Source organism: Echinicola salinicaeni, from assembly GCF_014280965.1.
Classification (GTDB): Bacteria; Bacteroidota; Bacteroidia; order Cytophagales; family Cyclobacteriaceae; genus Echinicola; species Echinicola salinicaeni.
This window is the reverse complement of record NZ_JACODZ010000006.1, coordinates 257,413-279,235: the sequence shown is the minus strand read 5'-3', so window position 1 is coordinate 279,235 and position 21,823 is coordinate 257,413. Positions and strand designations below refer to the sequence as shown.

The following is a 21,823-nucleotide window of genomic DNA, read 5'->3' as shown; positions in this document are numbered from 1 at the left end:
GCTAATCGGAAACTAAGTAAGGTTTATTTTATTCAAAATGAGTATATTAAAATAAATGCTTACTTGGTTTTTTATCGAATAAATTACTGAATTACAGTGACTTTAATCTTATTTTTAAATCTTTAAATAAAAAATCAAATTGGGGGAATTAGTATTTTAAATGTTATAAAATAAGGATCAATCAGCAGTAATTGATATTGAAATATTCAATCATTTATAAATTTATTTATTAAGTCTAAAAAATTAAAATATCGGATTTTGTTCCATTTTAACGAGGTTATTCCATTGATTTCAAATAGGCGTTGAACTTTTACTGCTTACTATTATACCTGCTGTGACAATAAATTATGGTTGAGATACTAAAAAATATGTATTGAAAATAATGCAAAATAATCACTTTTTTGTGGAGTCTGCTTAACCTCGAAACATGTTTAAATATCTTTTTATTATATGTTAAATGACCTTATTGATAATATACTTTTAGAATATTCTTATATCCAATTGTTTGGCTTGTCCTTTGGATATTTTATGTTCCTATACTTTGGCTTGGCTCCACTGTTTTCCTTGCTTTGTAAATATTTGGCCAAAAAAGATCTCCTTCATTTGATTGATAACCGCAAGCTGAAACCAGGGCAATTAACCTTTGAAAAATGGCATTCTCTAAAATCAATTATTGTTTTTGGATTTTCAGTTGTCCCGGTCATTTATTTTATCAGAATGGGATGGATTGACCTTTTACCAGATACATGGATGAACATTTTGATAGGATTAGTCGTACTAACTCTCTGGAATGAAGTCCATTTTTTTGTGGTACATCGCATCATGCACAAGCGCTTTTTTATGAAGAATATCCATTATGTTCACCATAAATCCAGAACACCAACTGTTTATTCGGTGTATAGTTTTCATTGGTTTGAAGCATTTTTGCTAAGCACTGTACCGATCACTATTGCGCCGTTTATACCTTTTTCTATCCTTGCGATTTTTATTTATCCCTTTGTTAGCATTCTATTGAATTATGCTGGGCATTGTAATTATCGATTTGGATCGGGCAAAGGAGATAATTGGTGGTTATTTGGAACTCATCATAATAAGCACCATAGCAAAGGGAAGAAGAATTATGGCTTTGCACTGAATTTCTTGGATAGATTATTTTCCAAGCCTAATCATTAGATCATGAGTGAAGTATATATAACAAGTGCCGGTATTTTTTTACCGAACAAGCCCATTTCCAATGAGGAAATGGAAGATTATCTAGGCAGAATAAACGGGAATGACAGTCGTGCCAGAATACGTATCTTAAAGCAAAATGGGATCAAGCAGCGCTACTATGCGCTCAATAAAAATCAGGAAACCACCCATTTCAATAGTCAATTGGCTATCAATGCTGTGCAAAGTGCCTTGGAAAAAAGTAATCTGAGAACAAAGGACATAGAACTACTTTGTACGGGAACTACTCAAGGGGACTTGCCCATTCCTGGTTTTGCCAGTATGGTGCATGCAGGTTTGGATTTTGAAAGGTGTGAAATTGCCAGTTTCCAAAGCGTATGTGCTAGTGGCATGATGGCACTAAAGGATGCTTTTGCCCAAATCAAGAGTGATGAAAAGCAAAATGCCGTTTGTGTGGGCAGTGAACTGTCCAGTAGGTTATTTAAGGCTTCCCGTATTGAAGCACAAAATGTAAGTTCATTACCTTTTGATGCAGAGTTTTTACGTTGGATGCTTTCGGACGGCGCAGGTGCCTTTGTCCTCCAAAACAAAAAAAGTGAGCAGGGCATTTCTTTGAAAATTGATTGGATAGATATTAAATCCCATGCAAATGAATATCCGGTTTGTATGTTTACCGGCAAGACTGATAATCAGAATGAGCTTGAAAGAACCTGGTTGGACTATCCCAGTTATGAAGAAGCTTCCAAGGCAGGGGCCATAAATCTAAAACAGGACACCCGATTACTGGATCAAGTGGTGAAAACTGGCGTAGCTCATTATTTTGAATTGATAGATAAGGGTAAAATAAATAGGGATGAAGTGGATTGGCTTTGCTGTCACTATTCCTCGGAAGTTTTTAAGGCCCCTATAAAAGAACTTATGGAAAAGGGAGGTGGTGCTATTCCTGATGATAAATGGTTTACCAATCTCACTAGCAAAGGCAATACTGGAGCAGCATCTATTTTTATCATTTTAGAAGAGCTGATGTATGCTGGAAAGTTAAAGCATGGGGACAAAGTCCTATGCATGGTTCCAGAGAGTGGCAGATTTATTACCTCCTTTATGCAGTTGACGGTAGAAGGAATTGATAAGAAAAGTCACAAAGCTTATCCGGTTCGTGAAATTGAAGCTCCAGGTTTGGTCATTGAGAAGAATGAAACTTCTGAATGGTTGATCCGACAGCTGGCCCAAATCTGGATTGATTTTGAAACGGCCTTGTTGAAAGTGCCCATTGTCTCGAGAATCCATAAGGGGCAGTTAAGTCTCGAGGATTATAAATTGCTGTTAATGGATCTTCGTCAGCAGGTGATAGATGGTTCGCAGTGGATTTCCCGCGCAGCATCCAATATTGATATCGACTTATTTGAGCTTCGGTCTGCTTTTATCAAACATACTGCTACAGAGCATAAGGATTATCAGATGTTAGAAAGAAACTTTGAAGCACTTGGAGAGCCTCTTTCTGACATTTATTCAGGTGAGAAAAATATTGGGACAGTAGCTTTGACCTCTTTTATGTTTCAGCAAGCCAGTAAGCCCAACCCAATTGATTTGCTTGGAGCCATGTTTATCATAGAGGGAATAGGAAAACGCTTGGCAGGTTATTGGGGAGAAATGATAAAAGACCAACTGCAGCTCAAAGATAAGCAAGTATCCTTTTTTACTTATCATGGTGTGGCGGATGATAATCATTTTCATAATTTGGAGGAAGCGCTGAACCATCCAAAGATGAATCTGGAAATAGCCAAAAGGATTGCTAAGACCGCAAAAACTACTGCCAAACTGTATACCATGCAGTTGGAAGAACTAGGAAATTATTAATATGAAAGAAAAAGAATTGGATATTAGCACACATGACGAGAGAGATCCAGATCCTTGGTTGGCCTTGTATCTCGACGATAGTATTCCTATCAACAATAAAGCGAAACGGGCATTGATGAGGGACAATTCCTCCAAGTCTTCACGCTACCTCTTACCGTTTATTCAGCTATGGTCAAAAGTAGCCATGTTTTTTATACATGCTTTTAAATTTTTCTTTCCAAAAGCCTTTAACTCCTCTAAGGTATTACACCGCGTGTTGGCTTGGGGCCTTAGGAATTTTGTCAGCCCTGATGCGAATTTGCTGATATTTAGGCATTTTCATGTAGGAACGGAAATTCTCCAATTCATTGCTGGAAATGTACCTGGAGTGAAGATTGTCGGCAATCCTTTAAAACCTAGGGATTTTGAGGATATTAAAGATGATTTATTTTTAAAACATGATTTGAATCTGTACAATTTTGTCATCCATCTCAACCATCAGCTTAAAGAAAAGGCTGTTTCGATATCAAAGCCAGAAAAGATCAATCTCGAAATGATCACCGAGGATCAGTTTGATCATATTGAATTTCCGAATAGATGGACCAATGTTTTGGATTTGCGATCGGCCATTGAGCTTTTTACACCATTTTACCAGCTGTTTCTAACTTCCAATGATTTTGTAAGAGCATCCAATTCTTTGCAGCTGGATGAAACCATCGCCATTTATACCTCCCAAATTTTAGGGACGCCTGGGCATTTGGGCTTGGTGAACAATAAGCATCCGATGGTACCTGTCAGCACTTTCAGTGCAGCTTACCGATTGGTTTTACATGGTTTGGCTGCAGAAACATTGCATGAGATATTGGTAGGGGTAAAGCTCAAAAAGAATGCGGATGGGGTCATGACACCAAATTTTAGATAAAGTTCTTTAGGACAACAGTTTCAAAGCTTATCATGTAGTTGAAATGCTTAGTTTGAGATAGTATTCAGTTTTATTGGTGAGAAGTGATATTCTATTGTCAAGTTTGACTGCTTCGATGCTTCGATAAGCTCAGCAAGCTTAGGATTAAGAACAGAATTCACCTTAGTCATTGAGCTTGTTTGTCCGACAAGTAGGTCTGTCGAAATGAGCCTTTACAAATTAGGAAAACACACCTTTAAGATTATCTAGCATTATTACGATCTATTCTGAGAACTTTTTAATAGAAAATAGTATGCATGCATACAAATTTTTCTTATATTACGTTAGATCATTAAGATTGACAGTACAATGAAACCCGAGGAAACCGTAGACTTTTATATCAAGACTGCTTGGCATGCCATCTCCCGGATGTATAATCAAAAGGGGGCAGAGGAAGGCCTGACCACCTCCATTGGTTTTGTATTGATCAATATTAATTCGCACGAAGGCACCCCAGCCACCAAAATTGCCCCTTTGATGGGCTTGGAATCAAGAAGCCTTACCAGAATGCTGAAAAGTATGGAAGAGAAAGGCTTGATTTGCAGAAAGCCAGATTCAACAGATAAGCGATCGGTCCGCATATTTTTAACAGCAGAAGGAAAGCGGAAAAAGGAAATATCTATTCAGACGATCAAGGAATTTAATGAGGCCATATATAAGGAGCTCAGTAAAAAAGAACTAGATCAATTTTTTAAGGTATTTCATAAAATCAACCAAGTAATAGAACAACAACAATCTGAAATGATAAGCCCGAACGATGTTTAGGGCCAATTGCTAAAGACTATAATTTATATGAAACGAACCATTCAAAAAGTAGCTATTTTAGGTTCCGGAGTAATGGGATCCAGGATTGCCTGTCATTTTGCCAATATTGGTGTGAAGGTATTATTGCTGGATATTTTGCCCAAAGAACCCAATGAAGCAGAAGTTAAGAAAGGTCTGACCATGGAAGACAAGCCGGTCAGAAATAGGTTGGTCAATGAGGCTTTGCAAAAAAGTCTGAAATCCAAGCCTTCTCCCATCTATGATCAATCCTTTGCCTCAAGGATTCAAACCGGAAACTTTGAGGATGACCTTCCAAAAATCAAGGATTATGATTGGGTGATAGAAGTGGTGGTAGAGCGATTGGATATCAAGCAGTCGCTCTATGAAAAAGTGGAATTATATAGAAAGCCCGGGACGCTTATTACTTCCAATACATCCGGTATCCCAATGCAGATGCTCTGCCAGGGAAGAAGTGACGATTTCCAAAGTAATTTTTGTGGTACCCACTTCTTCAATCCACCTAGATATTTGCGCTTACTGGAAATCATCCCTGGCCCCAAAACCAATCCTGAAATCATTGATTTTCTAATGGGCTATGGGGATAGGTTTCTTGGCAAAGAAACGGTTTTATGTAAAGATACTCCAGCATTTATTGCCAATAGGGTAGGTGTATATGCTATTATGTCCAGTATGCATACCATTGAAAAAATGGGACTAGGCGTATCTGAGGTGGACAAGCTTACTGGGACTGTGATAGGCAGAGCTAAGTCCGCAACTTTCAGGACAATGGATGTGGTGGGGCTTGATACCATGGTGAACGTGGCTAATAATCTTCATAAGGCCCTGCAGCATGACGAATCCAAGGACCAGTTTAAGTTGCCCAAGGTGGTTCAGTTTTTATCAGAAAAAAAATGGCTGGGAGATAAAACCGGGCAAGGTTTCTTCCATATGATCCGACATAAGGATGGACGGAAGGAATTAAAGGAATTGGATTTTGAGACCCTTGAATATAAACCCGTAGAAAAGCCCAAATTCAAAGCCTTTGAAGGATCCAAAGATATTCAGGACCTTAAAAAACGAATCAGGTACCTGTTGAACTTTGATGATAAGGCAGGAGAATTTTACAGGGCCACTTTCTATGATCTGTTTAGGTATTGTTCCTTCAGGATCCCTGAAATTGCAGATGAACTATACCGAATAGACCAGGCTGTATGTGCAGGATTTGGTTGGGAATATGGCCCTTTCGAAAACTGGGATATTGTCGGAGTACAGGAGACTGTCAAAAAAATGGAAGCCGCTGATCAGCAACCCGCAGACTGGGTTTATGAGATGATCGAGGCTGGCCATGACAGCTTTTACAAAGTAGAAAATGGCAAAAGGCAATACTATGATATCCCATCAAAATCCTATAAAGAAATTCCAGGCCAGCAGGAGTTTATCCTTTTGGATACATTAAAGGCAGGAAACAAAAAAGTATGGGGCAATGCAGGTTCCACCATTTACGATATGGGCGATGGAGTGCTTGGCTTAGAATTCCATACAAAAATGAATTCCCTGGGAGCAGAGGTAGTAGAAGGAATCAACACAGCCATTTCAATGGCTGAAAAGGATTATAAAGGATTGGTCATCGGAAATGAAGGAGCCAATTTCTCAGCAGGAGCCAATTTGGCCATGATCTTTATGTACGCTGGGGATCAGGATTTTGATGAAATCAACCTCATGATTGCGCAATTCCAAAAGACCATGATGCGGGTGCGCTATAGTTCAGTTCCTGTAGTTGTTGCTCCACATAATATGGCTTTGGGTGGTGGCTGTGAAATGTCCCTTCATGCGGATTCAGTGCAGGCACATGCCGAATTGTACATGGGCTTGGTGGAATTTGGAGTAGGTGTGATTCCTGGCGGTGGCGGCACCAAGGAGATGACATTGCGTTTCTCCAACAGCATCCATAATGGAGATGTTGAGCTAAACAGATTGCAGGAAGTCTTTATGAATATTGCCACAGCTAAAGTTTCTACTTCAGCGGAGGAAGCAAGAGGACTGGGCTATTTGCAAGACAAAGATGGTATTACGCTGAATAGAAAAAGACAATTGGCTGAAGCGAAAGCTAAAGTGATTGAATTATACGATGAAGGATATACCCAACCATTGCAGCAAAGCAATATCAAGGTATTGGGTAAAACTTCACTGGCCTATTTCGAAGCAGGAATTACGGGAATGCTCTACGGATCCTATATCTCTGACCATGATGCGAAGATTGCGAGAAAGCTAGCTTGGGTAATGAGTGGTGGAGACCTATCACAAGAAACAGAAGTTAGTGAACAGTATTTACTGGACTTGGAAAGAGAGGCCTTCCTCAGCCTTACTGGCGAGCAAAAGACATTGGAAAGAATCCACAGTATTTTGTTCAAGGGTAAACCGCTTAGAAATTAGTGATGAGTATCAAGTCGCTAGTATCATTAATAGCTAGAATAAAGAGTTAAGAACAAAGAAGAAAGACTGATTATTTTTTTACTAAAACCTATTGATATGCACAATTTTAGAAATCTCAATGTTTGGCAAAAGTCGGTGGATTTGGCTGTAAAAGTTTACTTCACCACGAAGGAATTTCCTAGCGAGGAAAAGTATGGAATAGTGTCTCAAATGAGAAGGGCCAGTGTTTCGGTGCCCTCTAATATTGCTGAGGGTAGTGCCAAATCATCTAAGAAAGTATTTTGCAATTCCTTGGAGACAAGTTTAGGGGAGAGTTATGAGCTTGAAACGCAACTAGAAATAAGTAAGAGAGTTGGATTAATATCTGAGAAAGATTCTGAGTTACTTGAAAATGATCTGGTAGAAATTCAGAGAATGATCAATGGGCTCAAGTCGAAGATAGCATCCCAATCTTGATTCTTTCATCTTTATTCTTTGTTCTATAAAAACAAATGAAATTTAAAACAAAACAACATGGAAGCTTATATAGTAAACGGATATAGAACAGCAGTGGGAAAGGCCAAGAAAGGTGGTTTCCGCTTTTATAGGCCGGATGATCTGGCTACGGATGTGATCAAACATTTATTGGCCCAGACACCTGGACTGGAACCAAGTAGGGTAGACGATTTGATCGTAGGAAATGCAGTACCTGAAGCAGAACAGGGCATGCAGATGGGAAGGATGATTTCCCTGATGGCTTTGGGAAAGGTGGTGCCTGGTTTCATCATCAACCGCTATTGTGGATCAGGTCTGGAGGCGATTGCCCTGGCTACTGCCAAAATCAAATCTGGAATGGCAGATTGCATCATTGCAGGTGGAACTGAGTCCATGTCCATGGTGCCTATGATGGGCTATAAAACTTCCCTTAACTGGAAGATTGCCCAGGAACATCCAGATTATTATCTCAGTATGGGCTTAACAGCAGAAGAGCTGGCTAAAGACTATGATATCTCTCGGGAAGATTCAGATCAATTTTCAGTAACCTCACATGAAAGGGCCATCAATGCGATCAAGGAAGGAAGGTTTAAAGATGAAATTGTCCCTATACAAGTGGAAGAAACCTATGTCGATGAATCCGGCAAAAGGAAAAAAAGAACCTATACGGTAGATACTGATGAAGGGCCAAGGCCTGGAACCAATATGGATGTATTGTCCAAACTGAAACCTGCTTTTAAACAGGGAGGGCAGGTGACAGCCGGAAACTCCTCGCAAACATCTGATGGGGCATCCTTTGCCCTGGTGATGTCCGAAAGGATGGTTAAGGAACTTAACTTAGAACCTGTGGCAAGGTTGGTGAGCTATTCTGTTGCTGGTGTGGATCCAAGAATTATGGGGATTGGACCGAAGGAGGCAGTTCCAAAAGCACTTAAGCAGGCAGGGCTTAGCTTGAATGATATCAGTTTGGTGGAGCTCAACGAAGCATTTGCCGCACAGGCCTTGGCAGTGATCCGCTCTTTGGATTTGGATCCTGAAATAGTCAATGTGAATGGTGGAGCTGTTGCGCTAGGGCATCCACTAGGATGTACCGGAGCCAAACTTACTGTTCAGATGATCAATGAACTTCGCAGAAGAAAACAAAAATACGGCATGGTCACTGCCTGTGTAGGAGGTGGTCAAGGAGTAGCTGGGGTGGTTGAATTGTTGAGGTAGACACTAGACTTGAGACACTAGATTTGAGATTAATTTTCAAAGTTGATACATTATTTTTTAACAAAAACAATTGTGTTATGCATAACTATAAAGAGTTTAAAGTATGGCAAAGATCAATTAAATTGACAGTAGAGATTTATAGGGTTTCAAGATTTTTTCCTTCCGAAGAAAAGTTTGGTTTAACATCTCAAATTAGAAGATGTGCTATTTCAGTCCCTTCCAATATATCAGAGGGAGCTGGTAGAAAAAGTGATAGAGAGTTTGCTCAATTTTTGGCGGTTTCCCACGGATCTATTTGTGAGTTGGAAACCCAACTAATTGTAGCAAAAGACCTTGAATTTATTGAAAGTAATGATTTTGATATACTTTCAGAAGAAATCAATGAGTTGCAAAAGATGCTTTATACACTGATTTTAAAATTTGAAGACTAGGTCTAGTGTCTAAAGTCTTATATCTAAAATCTAAAATAACATGGAAACAACAAAGAAAAATACCATCAACGGCGGGGAGTTTTTGATTAGGGAAACGGAAGCCAAGGACATATTTATTCCTGCGGAATTTTCAGAGGAGCAGCGCATGATGGCGCAGGCTTGCCAGGATTTTATCGATACGGAGATCTTAAGCAAGGTAGAAGAGATCGACAGTATGAAGGATCCTGAATTGGTACCGGGCATTCTTAAAAAAGCCGGTGAACTGGGCTTGCTGGGCATTTCTGTTCCGGAAGCTTACCAAGGATTGGGTATGAGTTTCAATACTTCCATGTTGATTGCAGATATAATGGGTGCTGCAGGATCTTTTTCCACTACCTATGGTGCACACACGGGTATCGGTACATTGCCGATCCTCTTTTATGGTACCGAGGAGCAAAAGGAAAAATACCTGCCCAAGCTCGCGACTGGGGAATGGGCTGCCTGTTACTGTCTGACAGAGCCAGATGCTGGATCCGATGCCAATAGTGGAAAGACCAAAGCTACCCTCACCGAAGATGGTAAACATTATTTGCTTAATGGGCAGAAGATGTGGATCTCCAATGGAGGATTTGCGGACCTGTTTATCGTCTTTGCCAAAATAGAGGATGATAAGAACTTAACAGCCTTTATCATAGAAAAAGATTTTGGTGGAATTACCATGAACGAGGAGGAGAAAAAGATGGGAATCAAGGGTTCTTCCACCCGTCAGGTATTTTTCAATGATTGCAAGGTGCCTGTTGAAAATATGCTTTCCGATCGACAAAACGGATTTAAGATCGCAGTAAATATCCTGAATATAGGCAGGGTTAAATTGGGCGCAGGTGTTTTGGGTGGTTGCAGGTTGGTGCTAAAAAATGCCCTGACTTACTCTTCTGAAAGAAAGCAATTTGGCTTATCCATCAATACTTTTGGTGCCATAAAATCTAAATTGGCAGAAATGGCAGCTAAGACCTATGTCAGTGAATCCCTTTCCTATCGATTGGGACAGAATATTGAAGATCGTATAGATGCCTTGATTGCTGAGGGCATGGATGTCAATAAAGCCAAATTGAAAGGAGTGGAGCAGTTTGCCATGGAATGTGCCATTTCCAAAATCCATGGTTCAGAGGTTTTAGATTATGTAGTAGACCAGGGGGTACAGATTTATGGCGGTATGGGGTATTCGGCGGATGCACCTATGGAACGTGCTTATAGGGATGCAAGGATATCCAGGATTTATGAAGGTACTAATGAAATCAACAGGATGTTGATGGTGGGCATGCTCTTGAAGCGGGCAATGAAAGGTGAAATCAACCTTTTTGATCCAGCAAAGGCTGTTTCTGAGGAATTGACCTCTGTGCCATCCTTTGAAACTATAGATACTTCGGAGTTATTTGCCGCAGAAAAGGCTGTTTTGAAAAAATTGAAAAAGGTATTTTTGATGATAGGTGGCAAGGCTGCACAAAGTTTGCAAGCGAAAATAGAGGAAGAGCAGGAAATCATGATGAACTTGGCTGATATCATGATTGAAATATATGCTGTAGAATCAGCTTTGCTAAGAACTGAGAAGAGAGTAGGCTTGAAAGGGGAAGAGGCATGCAAGCAGCAAATTGCTATGGTGCAAGTTTACTTAACCGAGGCAGTCAATAAGATACAATCTGCAGGCAAAGAAGCCATTGCAGCTTTCACTTCAGGAGATGAGCAAAAAGTGATGTTGATGGGGCTAAAACGCTTTACCAAAATGGACCCTTATAATACCAAGGAGCTAAGAAGGCAAATAGCAGATGATATGATCTCAAAAGGAAAGTACGCTTATTTTGAGTAAAATGAGTAAGGTATAGAAAGTCTTGAGATTTGAGTTTAGAAATGTTGTCCCGCTGTCTTAGACGCGGGACTTTTTTATACTTAGTGTTAATGGTTAAGCCGAGAGGATATTCTTCGCCAACTTATTAAGTAAGATCAATTTCCTTGAACTAAACAGGTTTATGATTGTTCTAAATATGCTATGAAAAATAGTATAGAATTATAAGATAATTACCAAAAATTGATAAGTAACTGATATGCAAAATTTTGAGTTTAAAAACCCCACAAAAATAATTTTTGGAAAAGGGCAAATGCAAAAGCTTGCTGAGGAAATTCCTTCTGGAGCGAAAATATTGATGACCTATGGAGGTGGTAGTATTAAGAAGAATGGAATTTACGAATCAGTAAAAGAAGCCTTAAAGGATTATGAGCTAATTGAGTTTGGTGGAATTCCAGCCAATCCAGAATATGCTGGTCTGTTGGAGGCTTTGGAGATAATTAAAAAAGAAAATATTACCTATATGTTGGCTGTAGGAGGTGGGTCGGTAATCGATGCAACCAAATTCCTTTCTTCTGCTGCCTTGTTTGAAGGTGAGGAACCTTGGGATATTTTGGCCAAGAAAATCAGGACAGAAAAAGGCTTGCCCTTTGGAACGGTTTTAACCATTCCTGCAACTGGTTCTGAGTCCAATTCGGGTTCCGTTATTTCCAATAAAATCACCAAAGAGAAACTAAGTATGGGCGGGCCAGGCTTATTTCCACAGTTTTCAATTTTGGATCCAACAGTTGTGAAATCTCTTCCCCAAAGACAAATTGCCAATGGTATTGCCGATGCATTTACTCATGTCTTGGAACAATACATGACCTATCCCGCGGATGCCTATTTACAGGACAGATTTGCAGAAAGTATACTACAAACCTTAATTGAAGTGGCACCAAGAGTAATGCAAGATCCAGGAGATTATAATGCGGCAGCAAATTTTATGTGGTCATGCACCATGGCCTTGAATGGTTTGATCCAAAAAGGAGTACCTACCGACTGGGCCATTCACGCCATGGGACATGAATTAACAGCCCTTTATGGGATTGATCATGCCAGAACTTTGGCTATCCTTACCTCCAGTCATTACCAGTACAATTTTGAAAAGAAAAAGGCAAAGCTTGCCCAGTATGCCGAAAGAGTTTGGGGAGTTGCTCAGGGAAGTGAAGGGGAAAAGGCTAATGCAGGGATTCAGAAAACGGATGAGTTTTTCCATTCTTTAGGAATTGAGACTAAGCTTTCTGCTTATGTAGATGATTATAGCAAAACTGCCCAAGAAATTGCGGCAAGATTTACTGATCGAGGTTGGCTTGGACTTGGAGAACATAAGGATATTTCACCGGAGGATGTTAAGAAAATTGTAGAGTCGGCTTACTAGCAAAGTGGAGACAAAACAATGGTTATTTACCCTGAAGAGATTTATTTCTCTTCAGGGTATTTTTTTAACTTACTTTTTATGATTCTATGTAATTAGGATTGAATTTGCTAAATTATTTGACTGAAAAGAGAATAATTGAATGGATATTTCATTTATTTAAGCCTAAAATACCTGCTATAATACCCACCTTATTTACAAACATTAGTGTCATGAACAGAAAAGAATTTTTGATACAATCGGGCATATTAGGCTCTTCCATGCTTTTATTTAGTGGATTTACTATTCTTAATAGGGAAGGAAAACCTAGTTTAAAACCTTTGGATATTTCAGCTCCCTTGGATGGTGAAGATCTTTTTAGTTATATCAATAGAAAATCGGGAAAGTATAATTTAGACCTTTATAGGCAATTGCTTGGCGCTGCCAATGAGTTCAAAGAAGGTGACCAAACCTTGGGCATAGCTGCCAAAGATGGGGCTTCCCGAAATCATGCTCGCACGCTCTTAGGAAATACACCATTGGGTGAGATCAATAAGCATGTAATTTATAAGGATGATCAGCTTGATTTGATCATGAATACCACTGATTCAGCAAAGAGAACAGAACTGGACAGCTGGACCATGGCAGAGCTCAAGGATTTTTTGCTTGAGAATGATGAAAGGGCAATAAAAGAGATCATGCCAGGTCTGAGCAGCGATGTGATTGGCTGTGTGGCCAAACTCATGAGTAATGACGAGTTGATACAAATAAGCCAAAAAGTTTTCAATCCATTGCCCAATAGTAAAATTGGCAGTAAAGGATATATGAGTGCAAGGGTCCAGCCCAATTCCCCTACCGATAATCCAGAAGATATCATTTGGCAGGTTTTCGATGCCTGGTCCTATGGGGTAGGCGATTTGGTTTTAGGAACTAACCCCGTTTCCTCGGAGGTGGATTCTGTAGCCAAAATTGAAGCAGCTCTTTTTGATATTTTGACCACTTTTGGCTTGGAAAGCACCATGCCAAATTGTGTGCTCTCGCATATAGATGTGCAGGCTGAAGTAGAAGAAAAACAGCCTGGAACTACTGGAATCTGGTTTCAGAGTTTGGCAGGAACCGTGAATGCCAATAAGACCTTTGATGTGAGCATTGATAAAATGATGGACCATCTGGCCAAGCGAGACGGACAATATGGCCTTTATGCTGAGACTGGTCAAGGGGCAGATTTTACCAATGGACATGGTGAGGGCTTCGATATGGTCTTGCATGAATCCAGGAAGTATGGGTTTATTCGGGCCCTAAAAGCAAAAATGGAGGAAGGAAAAACCGAAGATCAAATTCCTTGGGTACATGTAAATGATGTGGCCGGTTTTATTGGCCCTGAAGTTTTTAAAAGCAAGGAACAGCTAGTCAGATGCTGCCTTGAGGATACCTTTATGGGCAAATTACATGGCTTATGCATTGGTCTAGATGTGTGTTCTACTTTGCATATGGATGTCGACCTCAATGATTTGGATTGGTGCATTGAACAGATCATGCCGGCCAATCCTGCTTATTTGATGGCTTTGCCGACCAAAAATGACCCAATGCTCAGCTATTTGACCACTGGCTTTAACAATCATGTCAAAGTCCGTGAGCAGTTTGGCTATAAAGTCAACGATGCCATGTGGGATTTCTTTAAAAGAATAGGGGTGATTGGGAGTGACAATAAACCTACTGTTCACTTTGGTGACCCTACTTGGGTATATTATCAATATTGCTTGGCAAAGGGAGATCTAAGAAGTCGCGAAGAAATCTTTGCCGATGGCAAGCGAAAAATAGTGGCCATTAGAGAAAGGGGAGTGCCTATTGCTGAAGGCTATGGAGAGAATATATGGGACTTGGAACCACAGTTGGCCAAACAGGTGGATGAACTGTATGAGGATGCAAAGGTAAGTTTATGGACAGAGATGCCAGAGATTTTCGTCAAGGGAATTCCGTCTGCAGTGCCTATCCTTACCCAATCTATCGACAGAAAAGATTATGTATATCATCCAGAATCAGGTGAGCAGCTAAGCAAGGAAGCAATAAAAAGTCTTAGAGAAATAAAATCCAAATGGAAGGGAAATAGCCCAGACTTACAACTGGTGATTTCAGATGGGTTAAATGCTAGGGCTTTGATGGACGAAGGACATTTAGGGACATTCCTGGGAATGCTAAAAAGTACCTTGGAGCGTGAGGGATATACTATTTCAGATGAAAATATTGTCATCCGTCATGGCCGGGTTCGCGCAGGTTATGCTTGTGGTGAATTATTGTTTGGAAATGAAAGTGAGCCAAATTCCTGTAAAAGTATTTTGCATATTATAGGTGAAAGGCCAGGGTCTGGACACCATAATTTTTCAGTTTATCTTACAGCTGCTCCATCTGGGGTCTGGTCTAATAAAGGGGAGGTGGACCATAATATTTCCAGGGTGGTTTCTGGAATATCCGATAGTTCACTGGTACCAGGTAGGGCTGCTAAAGAAACAGTAAATATTCTTGGACAAATGATCGCTAAGTGGACTTGATAACTAGTTAACTTTTAATTTTATTGGGAAACAGTTAACTTTGTATAGTTTACTGTTTATCAATGAATTATAGGTGTTTTGTCATATGGATTTTTATTATTGGCTTTCCGCTAATAGGCTTTGGACAATCAGAAGCCGTGGATGAGGAAGGCATGAGTCTGCCTGAGTTTTCATTGGTAGATTTGGAAGGCAATACTTTTACTGATGAAGATTTCAGAGGGAGTTATTTGGTGCTACATATAGCTACTACCTGGTGTCCTTTTTGCAATGCAGAAGCCCCCTATCTGCAAGAATTAGCTGAAGATTATCAGGATAGAAATGTAAAGGTTTTGATTATAGATGTGAAGGAACCCCAAGGATTGGTAAAGGAGAAACTTCAAGATAGATTTAATTTTACCTTTCCGGTCTTACTGGATGAGGATGGAAAAGTCGCTGCCAGTTTTGCCCCAAAAGATGCTTTACCGGATTTGGCAAGGGATGAAGTAATGTTGGCTTCCAATATGCTGATCGATAAAGAGGGAAAAATCAGGTTCATGTCTCTTTTGGATTCCAAAAATTTTGATGCTAAGCTTGTGGCTTTAAAGGCTAAATTGGATGAGGTCTTGGAGGAGGATTAGTTTATGCTGTCTTGCATTGTTTTTGTTGTCTTCTAATACAGTTCAGGAAAAACATTGGCTGACATTTTTATCGCAAGAAATAAACTTAAATGCCAATGCTGAATTTATTGAACTTGTTTTTCAGATTGATCCGGATATGCATATTCAGGCAAATAAATTAACAGACCCTAATTTGATACCTACTAAAATATCCATTGATTGGCCAGCCAAATTAGAAGTAAGTCCACCTCAATATCCCAATCAAAAAATCATGAGGTTGAAGGGAAGTGAAAAAGAACTACAGGTTTTTTCAGGAAAATTTACGGTGAAGTATCCAATTTCCCATAGGCCTGCAGGCGTTTATACAATTAGAGGAAAAATGCATTATCAAGCATGTAATGAATACAAATGTTTCTTTCCACGAACCCTTAATTTCCGTTTCTTATTAAATATTGATTAGCGTTAATTTAGGTCGCTAGTGGATTTTCAGAAATATATATAAAAAGGTAAAAAAAAGCCCTGTAACTTTTTAATAGTTACAGGGCAAATTTATTGATTAGGAATGGAGTTATTTTCCTAATATATCCATGCTTGCTACATAAAAATTACGGTCTACTTTTATATTAGCTTGCTTGGATTCAAGTTCAAGTGATTTCCATTCCGTTGTTGGTTTTAGCCATTTTTCCTTTCCGTCGATCCATATTTTGACAGGCATATTAAAGCCTAATACAGAATTTTCCCATCGGTAAGAGATTGCACCGTCTTTAACTGTATAGCTGAATACTGGGATTTTGGTGTTCCTTAAGTATTGATCAAAGACTGTACTAAGATCTAATCCTGCTTTTTCGCTGATATAATTTTCAACCTGTCTGCTTGTGACCGTTTGATGATAAAATTCCCTATTGAGGCCTCTTAGTATTCCACGCCACTTTTCATCATCATTTATGATCTGCCTGATAGTATGTAATAGGTTAGCTCCCTTATAATACATGTCTCCAGAACCTTCATAATTGACCCCATATTTTCCAATTATCGGACGGTCATTATTGATGGCCATGCGTGTGCCCAAAACATAATCACTAGCAGCTTCAGTGCCATAGAAATAATCTAGGAACAGGCTTTCAGAATAGGCGGTAAAACCTTCATGCACCCACATATCAGCCACATCTCTATTGGTGATATTATTGGCAAACCATTCATGTCCTGATTCGTGAATGATAATAAAATCAAACTTCAAGCCCCAGCCAGTACCACTTAGATCACGTCCCAAATAGCCGTTTTCATAGCCATTTCCATAGGTTACAGAGCTTTGGTGTTCCATTCCTAAATAAGGGACTTCCACTAATTTATAGCCATCTTCATAAAAGGGATAAGGGCCAAACCAATATTCGAAGGCTTCCATCATGCGGACAGCATCCTTAAATTGTTTTTTGGCCTTTGAGAGATTTTCACGCAGGACATAATAGTCCATATCCAGTTCACCTTTTTCTCCTTGGTATTTTTCTGAGAAATGAACGTAATCCCCGATATTGATATTGATACCATAATTATTGATGGGGTTTTCCACTTTCCAGGTGTAGGTTTTTGTATTGGCTTTTCTGTTGCGTTCGGTCTTGATGAGGTGACCATTGGAGACATCCATTAAATTCTTGGGCACTTCTACTTTTATGATGGCACCATTATCCGGTTCATCAGATGGATGATCTTTATTAGGCCACCAAACGCTTGACCCTATACCTTGATTGGCATTGGCGATAAATGGTAGACCATTACTGTCTTTTTGCCAAGTGAGTCCTCCATCCCAAGGAGGTCTAATAGCTACTGTAGGTCTTCCAGAAAAGTGGAAAGTGATTTCATAATTTTCACCAATAGTTTGTTCTTCTTTTAAACTGATGAAATGTGCATTACCATCATGTTCTATTTCAAGTTCTTTGCCATTTTGAACAGCTTTACTTAGCTTCATAGGAGGCTGAAGATCAATCTGGAGCTTCTTTTTCTCTCCTTTGACTTGATAGGTCATGGTGTTGGTTCCCGAGACAGATTGTTTCTCAGGGTCTACCTTAATATCCAATAAATAATGCTGTAGGTCCCACCAGGCCCTTTCTTGGGTGATAGAACCCCTTAAAGTGTCCTGTCTGGTGAATGCTCCATCATGAGGAAAAAGTTGGGCATTTGCAGATAGACTACAAAGTAGTAAAGCTGCTATAGGCAGCTGTTTTATCCATTTCATATCCATTAAAATTGGGTTTCTATTCAACTTTAAGTTTACTAAGGTACTTTTTATTGACCATATGAGAGAACGTAATTTTTATAAATGTGTTAAGTGGCATGGAAAAGAATATTTTCGTACCTGATAAAGATATAGGTAGAATATTTCAATTCATTTCATATTTGTCATAGTAACCCATAATTTACAAAATCTAATGCAAGGCCCTAGGATTATTCATAGTCAAGAAAAGCATTTTATAGGAATGCATCTAAACATGTCCCTTTCTGAGAATAAAACATTTGAGCTCTGGAAAAGATTTATGCCGAGAAGGAAGGAACTGGAAGTTCATTTAGGAAATGAGCTTTTTTCCATAGATGTTTATCCAGAAGATTATTTTAAGGCTTATGATCCCTCTTTGGTTTTTCAAAAATGGGCAGCTGTGGAGGTGGCAATTGGATATACTTTTCCTGAAGGTATGGAAGCCCTAACTACTCCAGAAGGATTATATGCCGCTTTTGTCCATAAGGGACTCGCTAGTGAAGGGGCTAAAACCTATCAATATATTTTTAATGTTTGGTTGCCGCAATCAAAATACCAATTGGACGAGCGTCCTCATTTCGCAGTAATGGGAGATAAATACAAAAATGATGATCCCAATTCTGAGGAGGAGATTTGGGTTCCAGTTGTAGAAAAGTAATAATCGACTTTCTCAATTTTTGTTGTGCGGAGCTTATGTTTATCTATTCATTTTATCCGTCGAATTCTTGATTAACTAATAATTTATCTTAAAATACTGATTTCAAGCTGCTTATTTTTTATATTAGGTACACCTATGCCAGTATGAACCTAAATGCTTTTCTATTATGAAAAAATCAGTATTTGTCCTATTATTTTTAATAGGCTGTATGGGAACGACCATTGCCCAAACCTTTAAAGCCGATGATATTAATATTGAGTATGAACGGTATGTATTGCCAAATGGTCTGCGGCTTTTGGTACATGAAGATCATAAAGCGCCAATTGTAGCCGTCAATGTTTGGTACCATGTAGGATCCAAAAATGAAAAACCCGGAAAGAGTGGTTTTGCCCACTTATTTGAGCACTTGATGTTCAATGGCTCTGAAAATTTTGACGATGATTACTTTCAGGCTATAGAAAGGATAGGCGGGACGGATGTAAATGGAACCACCAATACTGATCGTACCAATTATTTTCAAAATGTGCCTGTAGCGGCTTTGGATCAAGTCCTCTTTTTAGAGTCCGACAGAATGGGACATTTATTGGGCGTTATCGATCAGGAAGTGTTGGATGAGCAACGGGGAGTGGTGCAGAATGAGAAAAGGCAAGGTGAAAATCAACCTTATGGTATGCAGTGGGATTATATTACCAAAGCCATGTATCCTAAAGGACATCCATATTCTTGGACGGTCATTGGAGAAATGGAAGATTTAAATGCGGCTACTGTCGATGATGTACATGAATGGTTCAAATCCTACTATGGTGCTGCCAATGCTGTGATAGCCATTGCAGGAGATATAGAGCCGGATGATGTTTATCAAAGGGTGTTGAAATATTTTGGTGATATTCCGGCCGGTCAAACGGTGGAGCGACAAGAAGTAAATATTCCCGTACATGCCAGGGATTCCTATCAGGTTTATGAAGACCGTGTACCAGAAAGTAGGGTGCTTTTTGCATGGAATAGCCCACAGTTCGGGGATAGGGAGGATATTCATTTTGATTTGATTGCGGCCTTACTGAGTAGTGGTAAGAGCAGTAGATTATACAAAAGGTTGGTTTATGAAGATCAATTGGCTAGTCAGGTGCAAGCTTTCCAAGCCTCATCAGAAATCGCGAGCCGATTTATCACTTATGCCAATGTAAGGCCTGGGGAGGATGTTCAGGAAGTCAGAAAAATCATGATGCAGGAAATAGAAAGGTTGGTGAATGAAGGTCCGACTGAAGAGGAACTCAAACGTGTAAAGGCGGCTTATTTTGCCAATTTTATTAAAGGAATGGAACGTATTGGTGGTTTTGGAGGCATTTCTGATATTTTAGCTTCTAATGAAACCTATTTTGGGGATGCATCTTATTATAAAACGGTATTGCAATATGTGGAAGAAGCGACTGTAGCTGATGTTAAGGCCACAGCCAAAGAATGGTTGAGCCAAGGCAAACATACACTGGTATGTAATCCCTTCCCTGATTATACAGTTAGTGAGGGGGCAGTAGATCGCTCATCATTGCCACCTTTGGGGGCGCCGAAAAGTTCCAAATTCCCTGACCTTCAAAAAGCTGAACTTTCAAATGGGATGAAAATCATTCTTGCTCAGAGGACAGGAGTTCCCACCTTGGCCATGAGTTTAATGTTTGATGCTGGATATAAATCGGATTATTTGTCTAAAGCCGGTACTGCTTCATTGGCCATGAACCTTATGGATGAGGGAACTAAAAATATGGGGACACTGGAGATCAGTGAAAAATTACAAATGCTCGGTGCCAGCTTGAATACAGGGTCCGATATGGATATATCTTCTGTCAGCATGACCACCTTAAAACCAACCTTGGATGAAAGCTTGGATCTTTTTGCTGATGTAGTGCTTAACCCGGCCTTTGCCGAGAAGGAGTTTGAGCGCTTGAAGCAGGAACAGCTGAATAATATCAAACGTGAAAAATCCCAACCAGTGCCTATGGCCCTAAGGGTAATGAATAGGTATTTATATGGTGAAAATCATCCATATAGTAATCCTTATTCAGGAACAGGATATGAAAATACGGTTGCCGAACTGAGCAGGGATGATATAGTGGACTTTTATCAGACATGGATCAAACCTAATAATGCAACATTGGTGATTACTGGTGATGTGGAAATGGCAGAGCTCAAATCTAAATTGGAAGCTGTTTTCAAAAATTGGAAGAAAGGGAATGTGCCCAACATAAGCTTCAAGAAACCTGAAACTAATACCAAGAATACACTGTATTTGATGGACAGGCCAGAATCCCAGCAATCTGTGATCATTGCTGGAAACTTAATTGATAAGTATGGGGATATTTCTGAAATCGCCCGTGAGCAGATGATCAATATTCTCGGTGGCGAATTTACTTCCCGCATCAATATGAATTTAAGAGAGGATAAACACTGGGCTTATGGGGCCTTTGGTTTGGTATTGAATGCAGAGCATGAGCGTCCTTTCTTGGTTTATGCGCCGGTTCAAACAGATAAGTCTGCCGAATCCATTCAGGAATTGAAAAAGGAGTTGACACAATTTATAGGTGACAAACCAGCTACTGAAGAAGAATTGGAAAAAGTTAAAAACAACCAAGTTTTGGCTTTGCCAGGCCAGTGGGAGACCAATTCATCCGTAAATGGATCTTTGTATAATTTGGTGAAGTACAATCTTCCTGAAGATTATTATCAGAAATATGATGCCAATGTTAGGAACCTTAACCTTTCTGATGTGAAGAAAGTAAGTGAGCAGGTAGTCCAACCAGAAAATGTCAATTGGTTTGTGGTAGGAGATAAGGAAAAAATAATAGATAAGTTGGAAAGCTTGGGCTTTGATCAGATTGTGGAGATTGATACCGACGGGAATCCAGTTAAAAAGGAGATGCCTAAAATTCCTCAGGAGGGGGACAAATGATGAAGTGTTTTGATTAAATCATTAAGTGCCTGGTTCTTATTAGGATCAGGCACTTTTTAATTTCTGGTAAAGGATGAAAAGACCTTTATCATATCCCTACTGTTCCCTTTGCGCTCTTAATAGCATCTTTGAGACCTTTTCGCGGAACACGTAGAATCCTTTTTATAATAAGGTTTTACCTAATTAAACACTCCAAAAAGCCAAATTTGTCTAAAAAAGGGATAAAAATATAATTTTGGAAAGTTTTTCAATATCTGGCGAATCAACCATTTTATCAGACCAAGATAACTTTGAACCTATGGTTGATTTATCCTTAAAATTGTATTAAAAA

General features: G+C 39.4%; 16 protein-coding genes. 15 read left to right on the top strand and 1 reads right to left on the bottom strand.

The features are described from left to right. Positions 1-450 precede the first annotated feature (450 nt). The 13 genes from H7U17_RS13295 (at position 451) to H7U17_RS13235 (ending at position 16,105) form a co-directional block, all read left to right on the top strand. Positions 451-1,173, top strand: coding sequence for a sterol desaturase family protein (locus H7U17_RS13295; RefSeq protein WP_186757225.1), 723 nt, complete (start codon positions 451-453; stop codon positions 1,171-1,173). Positions 1,174-1,176: 3 nt separating this feature from the next. Continuing rightward, positions 1,177-3,027, top strand: a complete 1,851-nt coding sequence (locus tag H7U17_RS13290) for a beta-ketoacyl-ACP synthase III (RefSeq protein WP_186757224.1) — start codon at positions 1,177-1,179, stop codon at positions 3,025-3,027. Position 3,028: 1 nt separating this feature from the next. Further along, positions 3,029-3,928 (top strand): DUF6999 family protein, encoded by a 900-nt coding sequence (locus tag H7U17_RS13285; RefSeq protein ID WP_186757223.1) that lies wholly within the window; start codon positions 3,029-3,031, stop codon positions 3,926-3,928. A gap of 348 nt (positions 3,929-4,276) precedes the next feature. Further along, complete coding sequence (locus H7U17_RS13280; protein WP_186757222.1) at positions 4,277-4,732, top strand: MarR family winged helix-turn-helix transcriptional regulator; 456 nt, start codon at positions 4,277-4,279, stop codon at positions 4,730-4,732. A gap of 27 nt (positions 4,733-4,759) precedes the next feature. Then, positions 4,760-7,165 (top strand): 3-hydroxyacyl-CoA dehydrogenase/enoyl-CoA hydratase family protein, encoded by a 2,406-nt coding sequence (locus H7U17_RS13275; protein ID WP_186757221.1) that lies wholly within the window; start codon positions 4,760-4,762, stop codon positions 7,163-7,165. Between the two features lie 96 nt (positions 7,166-7,261). After that, entirely contained in the window at positions 7,262-7,621 is a 360-nt protein-coding gene (locus H7U17_RS13270) for a four helix bundle protein (protein WP_186757220.1), read from the top strand. A 57-nt stretch (positions 7,622-7,678) separates the two neighbouring features. After that, positions 7,679-8,854 (top strand): thiolase family protein, encoded by a 1,176-nt coding sequence (locus H7U17_RS13265; protein ID WP_186757219.1) that lies wholly within the window; start codon positions 7,679-7,681, stop codon positions 8,852-8,854. Positions 8,855-8,931: 77 nt separating this feature from the next. Beyond that, positions 8,932-9,285 (top strand): four helix bundle protein, encoded by a 354-nt coding sequence (locus H7U17_RS13260; RefSeq protein ID WP_186757218.1) that lies wholly within the window; start codon positions 8,932-8,934, stop codon positions 9,283-9,285. A 40-nt stretch (positions 9,286-9,325) separates the two neighbouring features. Next, positions 9,326-11,128, top strand: coding sequence for an acyl-CoA dehydrogenase family protein (locus H7U17_RS13255; RefSeq protein ID WP_186757217.1), 1,803 nt, complete (start codon positions 9,326-9,328; stop codon positions 11,126-11,128). Positions 11,129-11,363: 235 nt separating this feature from the next. Next, complete coding sequence (locus H7U17_RS13250) at positions 11,364-12,524, top strand: iron-containing alcohol dehydrogenase (protein WP_186757216.1); 1,161 nt, start codon at positions 11,364-11,366, stop codon at positions 12,522-12,524. Between the two features lie 209 nt (positions 12,525-12,733). After that, a complete protein-coding gene (gene eutB, locus H7U17_RS13245; protein ID WP_186757215.1) occupies positions 12,734-15,049 on the top strand; it encodes an ethanolamine ammonia-lyase subunit EutB in 2,316 nt (771 codons plus the stop codon). Positions 15,050-15,111: 62 nt separating this feature from the next. Then, the gene (locus tag H7U17_RS13240; protein WP_186757214.1) at positions 15,112-15,666 is read left to right on the top strand and encodes a TlpA family protein disulfide reductase; all 555 of its coding nucleotides are present in this window, start codon (positions 15,112-15,114) and stop codon (positions 15,664-15,666) included. A 25-nt stretch (positions 15,667-15,691) separates the two neighbouring features. Next, positions 15,692-16,105: a protein-disulfide reductase DsbD domain-containing protein gene (locus H7U17_RS13235; RefSeq protein WP_186757213.1), complete on the top strand. Its 414-nt coding sequence runs from the start codon at positions 15,692-15,694 to the stop codon at positions 16,103-16,105. Between the two features lie 108 nt (positions 16,106-16,213). On the opposite strand, the gene H7U17_RS13230 is transcribed toward H7U17_RS13235, so the two are convergent. Further along, positions 16,214-17,875, bottom strand: coding sequence for a M1 family metallopeptidase (locus H7U17_RS13230; protein WP_186757212.1), 1,662 nt, complete (start codon positions 17,873-17,875; stop codon positions 16,214-16,216). A 193-nt stretch (positions 17,876-18,068) separates the two neighbouring features. Here H7U17_RS13230 and H7U17_RS13225 point away from each other — a divergent pair, with 193 nt between their 5' ends. Together H7U17_RS13225 and H7U17_RS13220 are read left to right on the top strand one after the other, a co-directional pair. Beyond that, entirely contained in the window at positions 18,069-18,551 is a 483-nt protein-coding gene (locus tag H7U17_RS13225; protein ID WP_186757211.1) for a GyrI-like domain-containing protein, read from the top strand. Positions 18,552-18,717: 166 nt separating this feature from the next. Continuing rightward, positions 18,718-21,492 carry a M16 family metallopeptidase gene (locus H7U17_RS13220; protein ID WP_186757210.1) on the top strand — a complete coding sequence of 925 codons (2,775 nt, stop codon included), beginning with the start codon at positions 18,718-18,720 and terminating at the stop codon, positions 21,490-21,492. The last annotated feature ends 331 nt before the right edge of the window (positions 21,493-21,823 follow it).

What these genes read in the sequence shown, in the direction of transcription:
- H7U17_RS13285 (WP_186757223.1), top strand. Translation starts at nt 3,029, where the DNA reads ATGAAAGAAAAAGAATTGGATATTAGCACACATGACGAGAGAGATCCA.
- H7U17_RS13295 (WP_186757225.1), top strand. Translation starts at nt 451, where the DNA reads ATGTTAAATGACCTTATTGATAATATACTTTTAGAATATTCTTATATC.
- H7U17_RS13260 (WP_186757218.1), top strand. Translation starts at nt 8,932, where the DNA reads ATGCATAACTATAAAGAGTTTAAAGTATGGCAAAGATCAATTAAATTG.
- H7U17_RS13280 (WP_186757222.1), top strand. Translation starts at nt 4,277, where the DNA reads ATGAAACCCGAGGAAACCGTAGACTTTTATATCAAGACTGCTTGGCAT.
- H7U17_RS13290 (WP_186757224.1), top strand. Translation starts at nt 1,177, where the DNA reads ATGAGTGAAGTATATATAACAAGTGCCGGTATTTTTTTACCGAACAAG.
- H7U17_RS13255 (WP_186757217.1), top strand. Translation starts at nt 9,326, where the DNA reads ATGGAAACAACAAAGAAAAATACCATCAACGGCGGGGAGTTTTTGATT.
- H7U17_RS13275 (WP_186757221.1), top strand. Translation starts at nt 4,760, where the DNA reads ATGAAACGAACCATTCAAAAAGTAGCTATTTTAGGTTCCGGAGTAATG.
- eutB (WP_186757215.1), top strand. Translation starts at nt 12,734, where the DNA reads ATGAACAGAAAAGAATTTTTGATACAATCGGGCATATTAGGCTCTTCC.
- H7U17_RS13225 (WP_186757211.1), top strand. Translation starts at nt 18,069, where the DNA reads ATGCAAGGCCCTAGGATTATTCATAGTCAAGAAAAGCATTTTATAGGA.
- H7U17_RS13240 (WP_186757214.1), top strand. Translation starts at nt 15,112, where the DNA reads ATGAATTATAGGTGTTTTGTCATATGGATTTTTATTATTGGCTTTCCG.
- H7U17_RS13265 (WP_186757219.1), top strand. Translation starts at nt 7,679, where the DNA reads ATGGAAGCTTATATAGTAAACGGATATAGAACAGCAGTGGGAAAGGCC.
- H7U17_RS13270 (WP_186757220.1), top strand. Translation starts at nt 7,262, where the DNA reads ATGCACAATTTTAGAAATCTCAATGTTTGGCAAAAGTCGGTGGATTTG.
- H7U17_RS13250 (WP_186757216.1), top strand. Translation starts at nt 11,364, where the DNA reads ATGCAAAATTTTGAGTTTAAAAACCCCACAAAAATAATTTTTGGAAAA.
- H7U17_RS13220 (WP_186757210.1), top strand. Translation starts at nt 18,718, where the DNA reads ATGAAAAAATCAGTATTTGTCCTATTATTTTTAATAGGCTGTATGGGA.
- H7U17_RS13230 (WP_186757212.1), bottom strand. Translation starts at nt 17,875, where the DNA reads ATGAAATGGATAAAACAGCTGCCTATAGCAGCTTTACTACTTTGTAGT.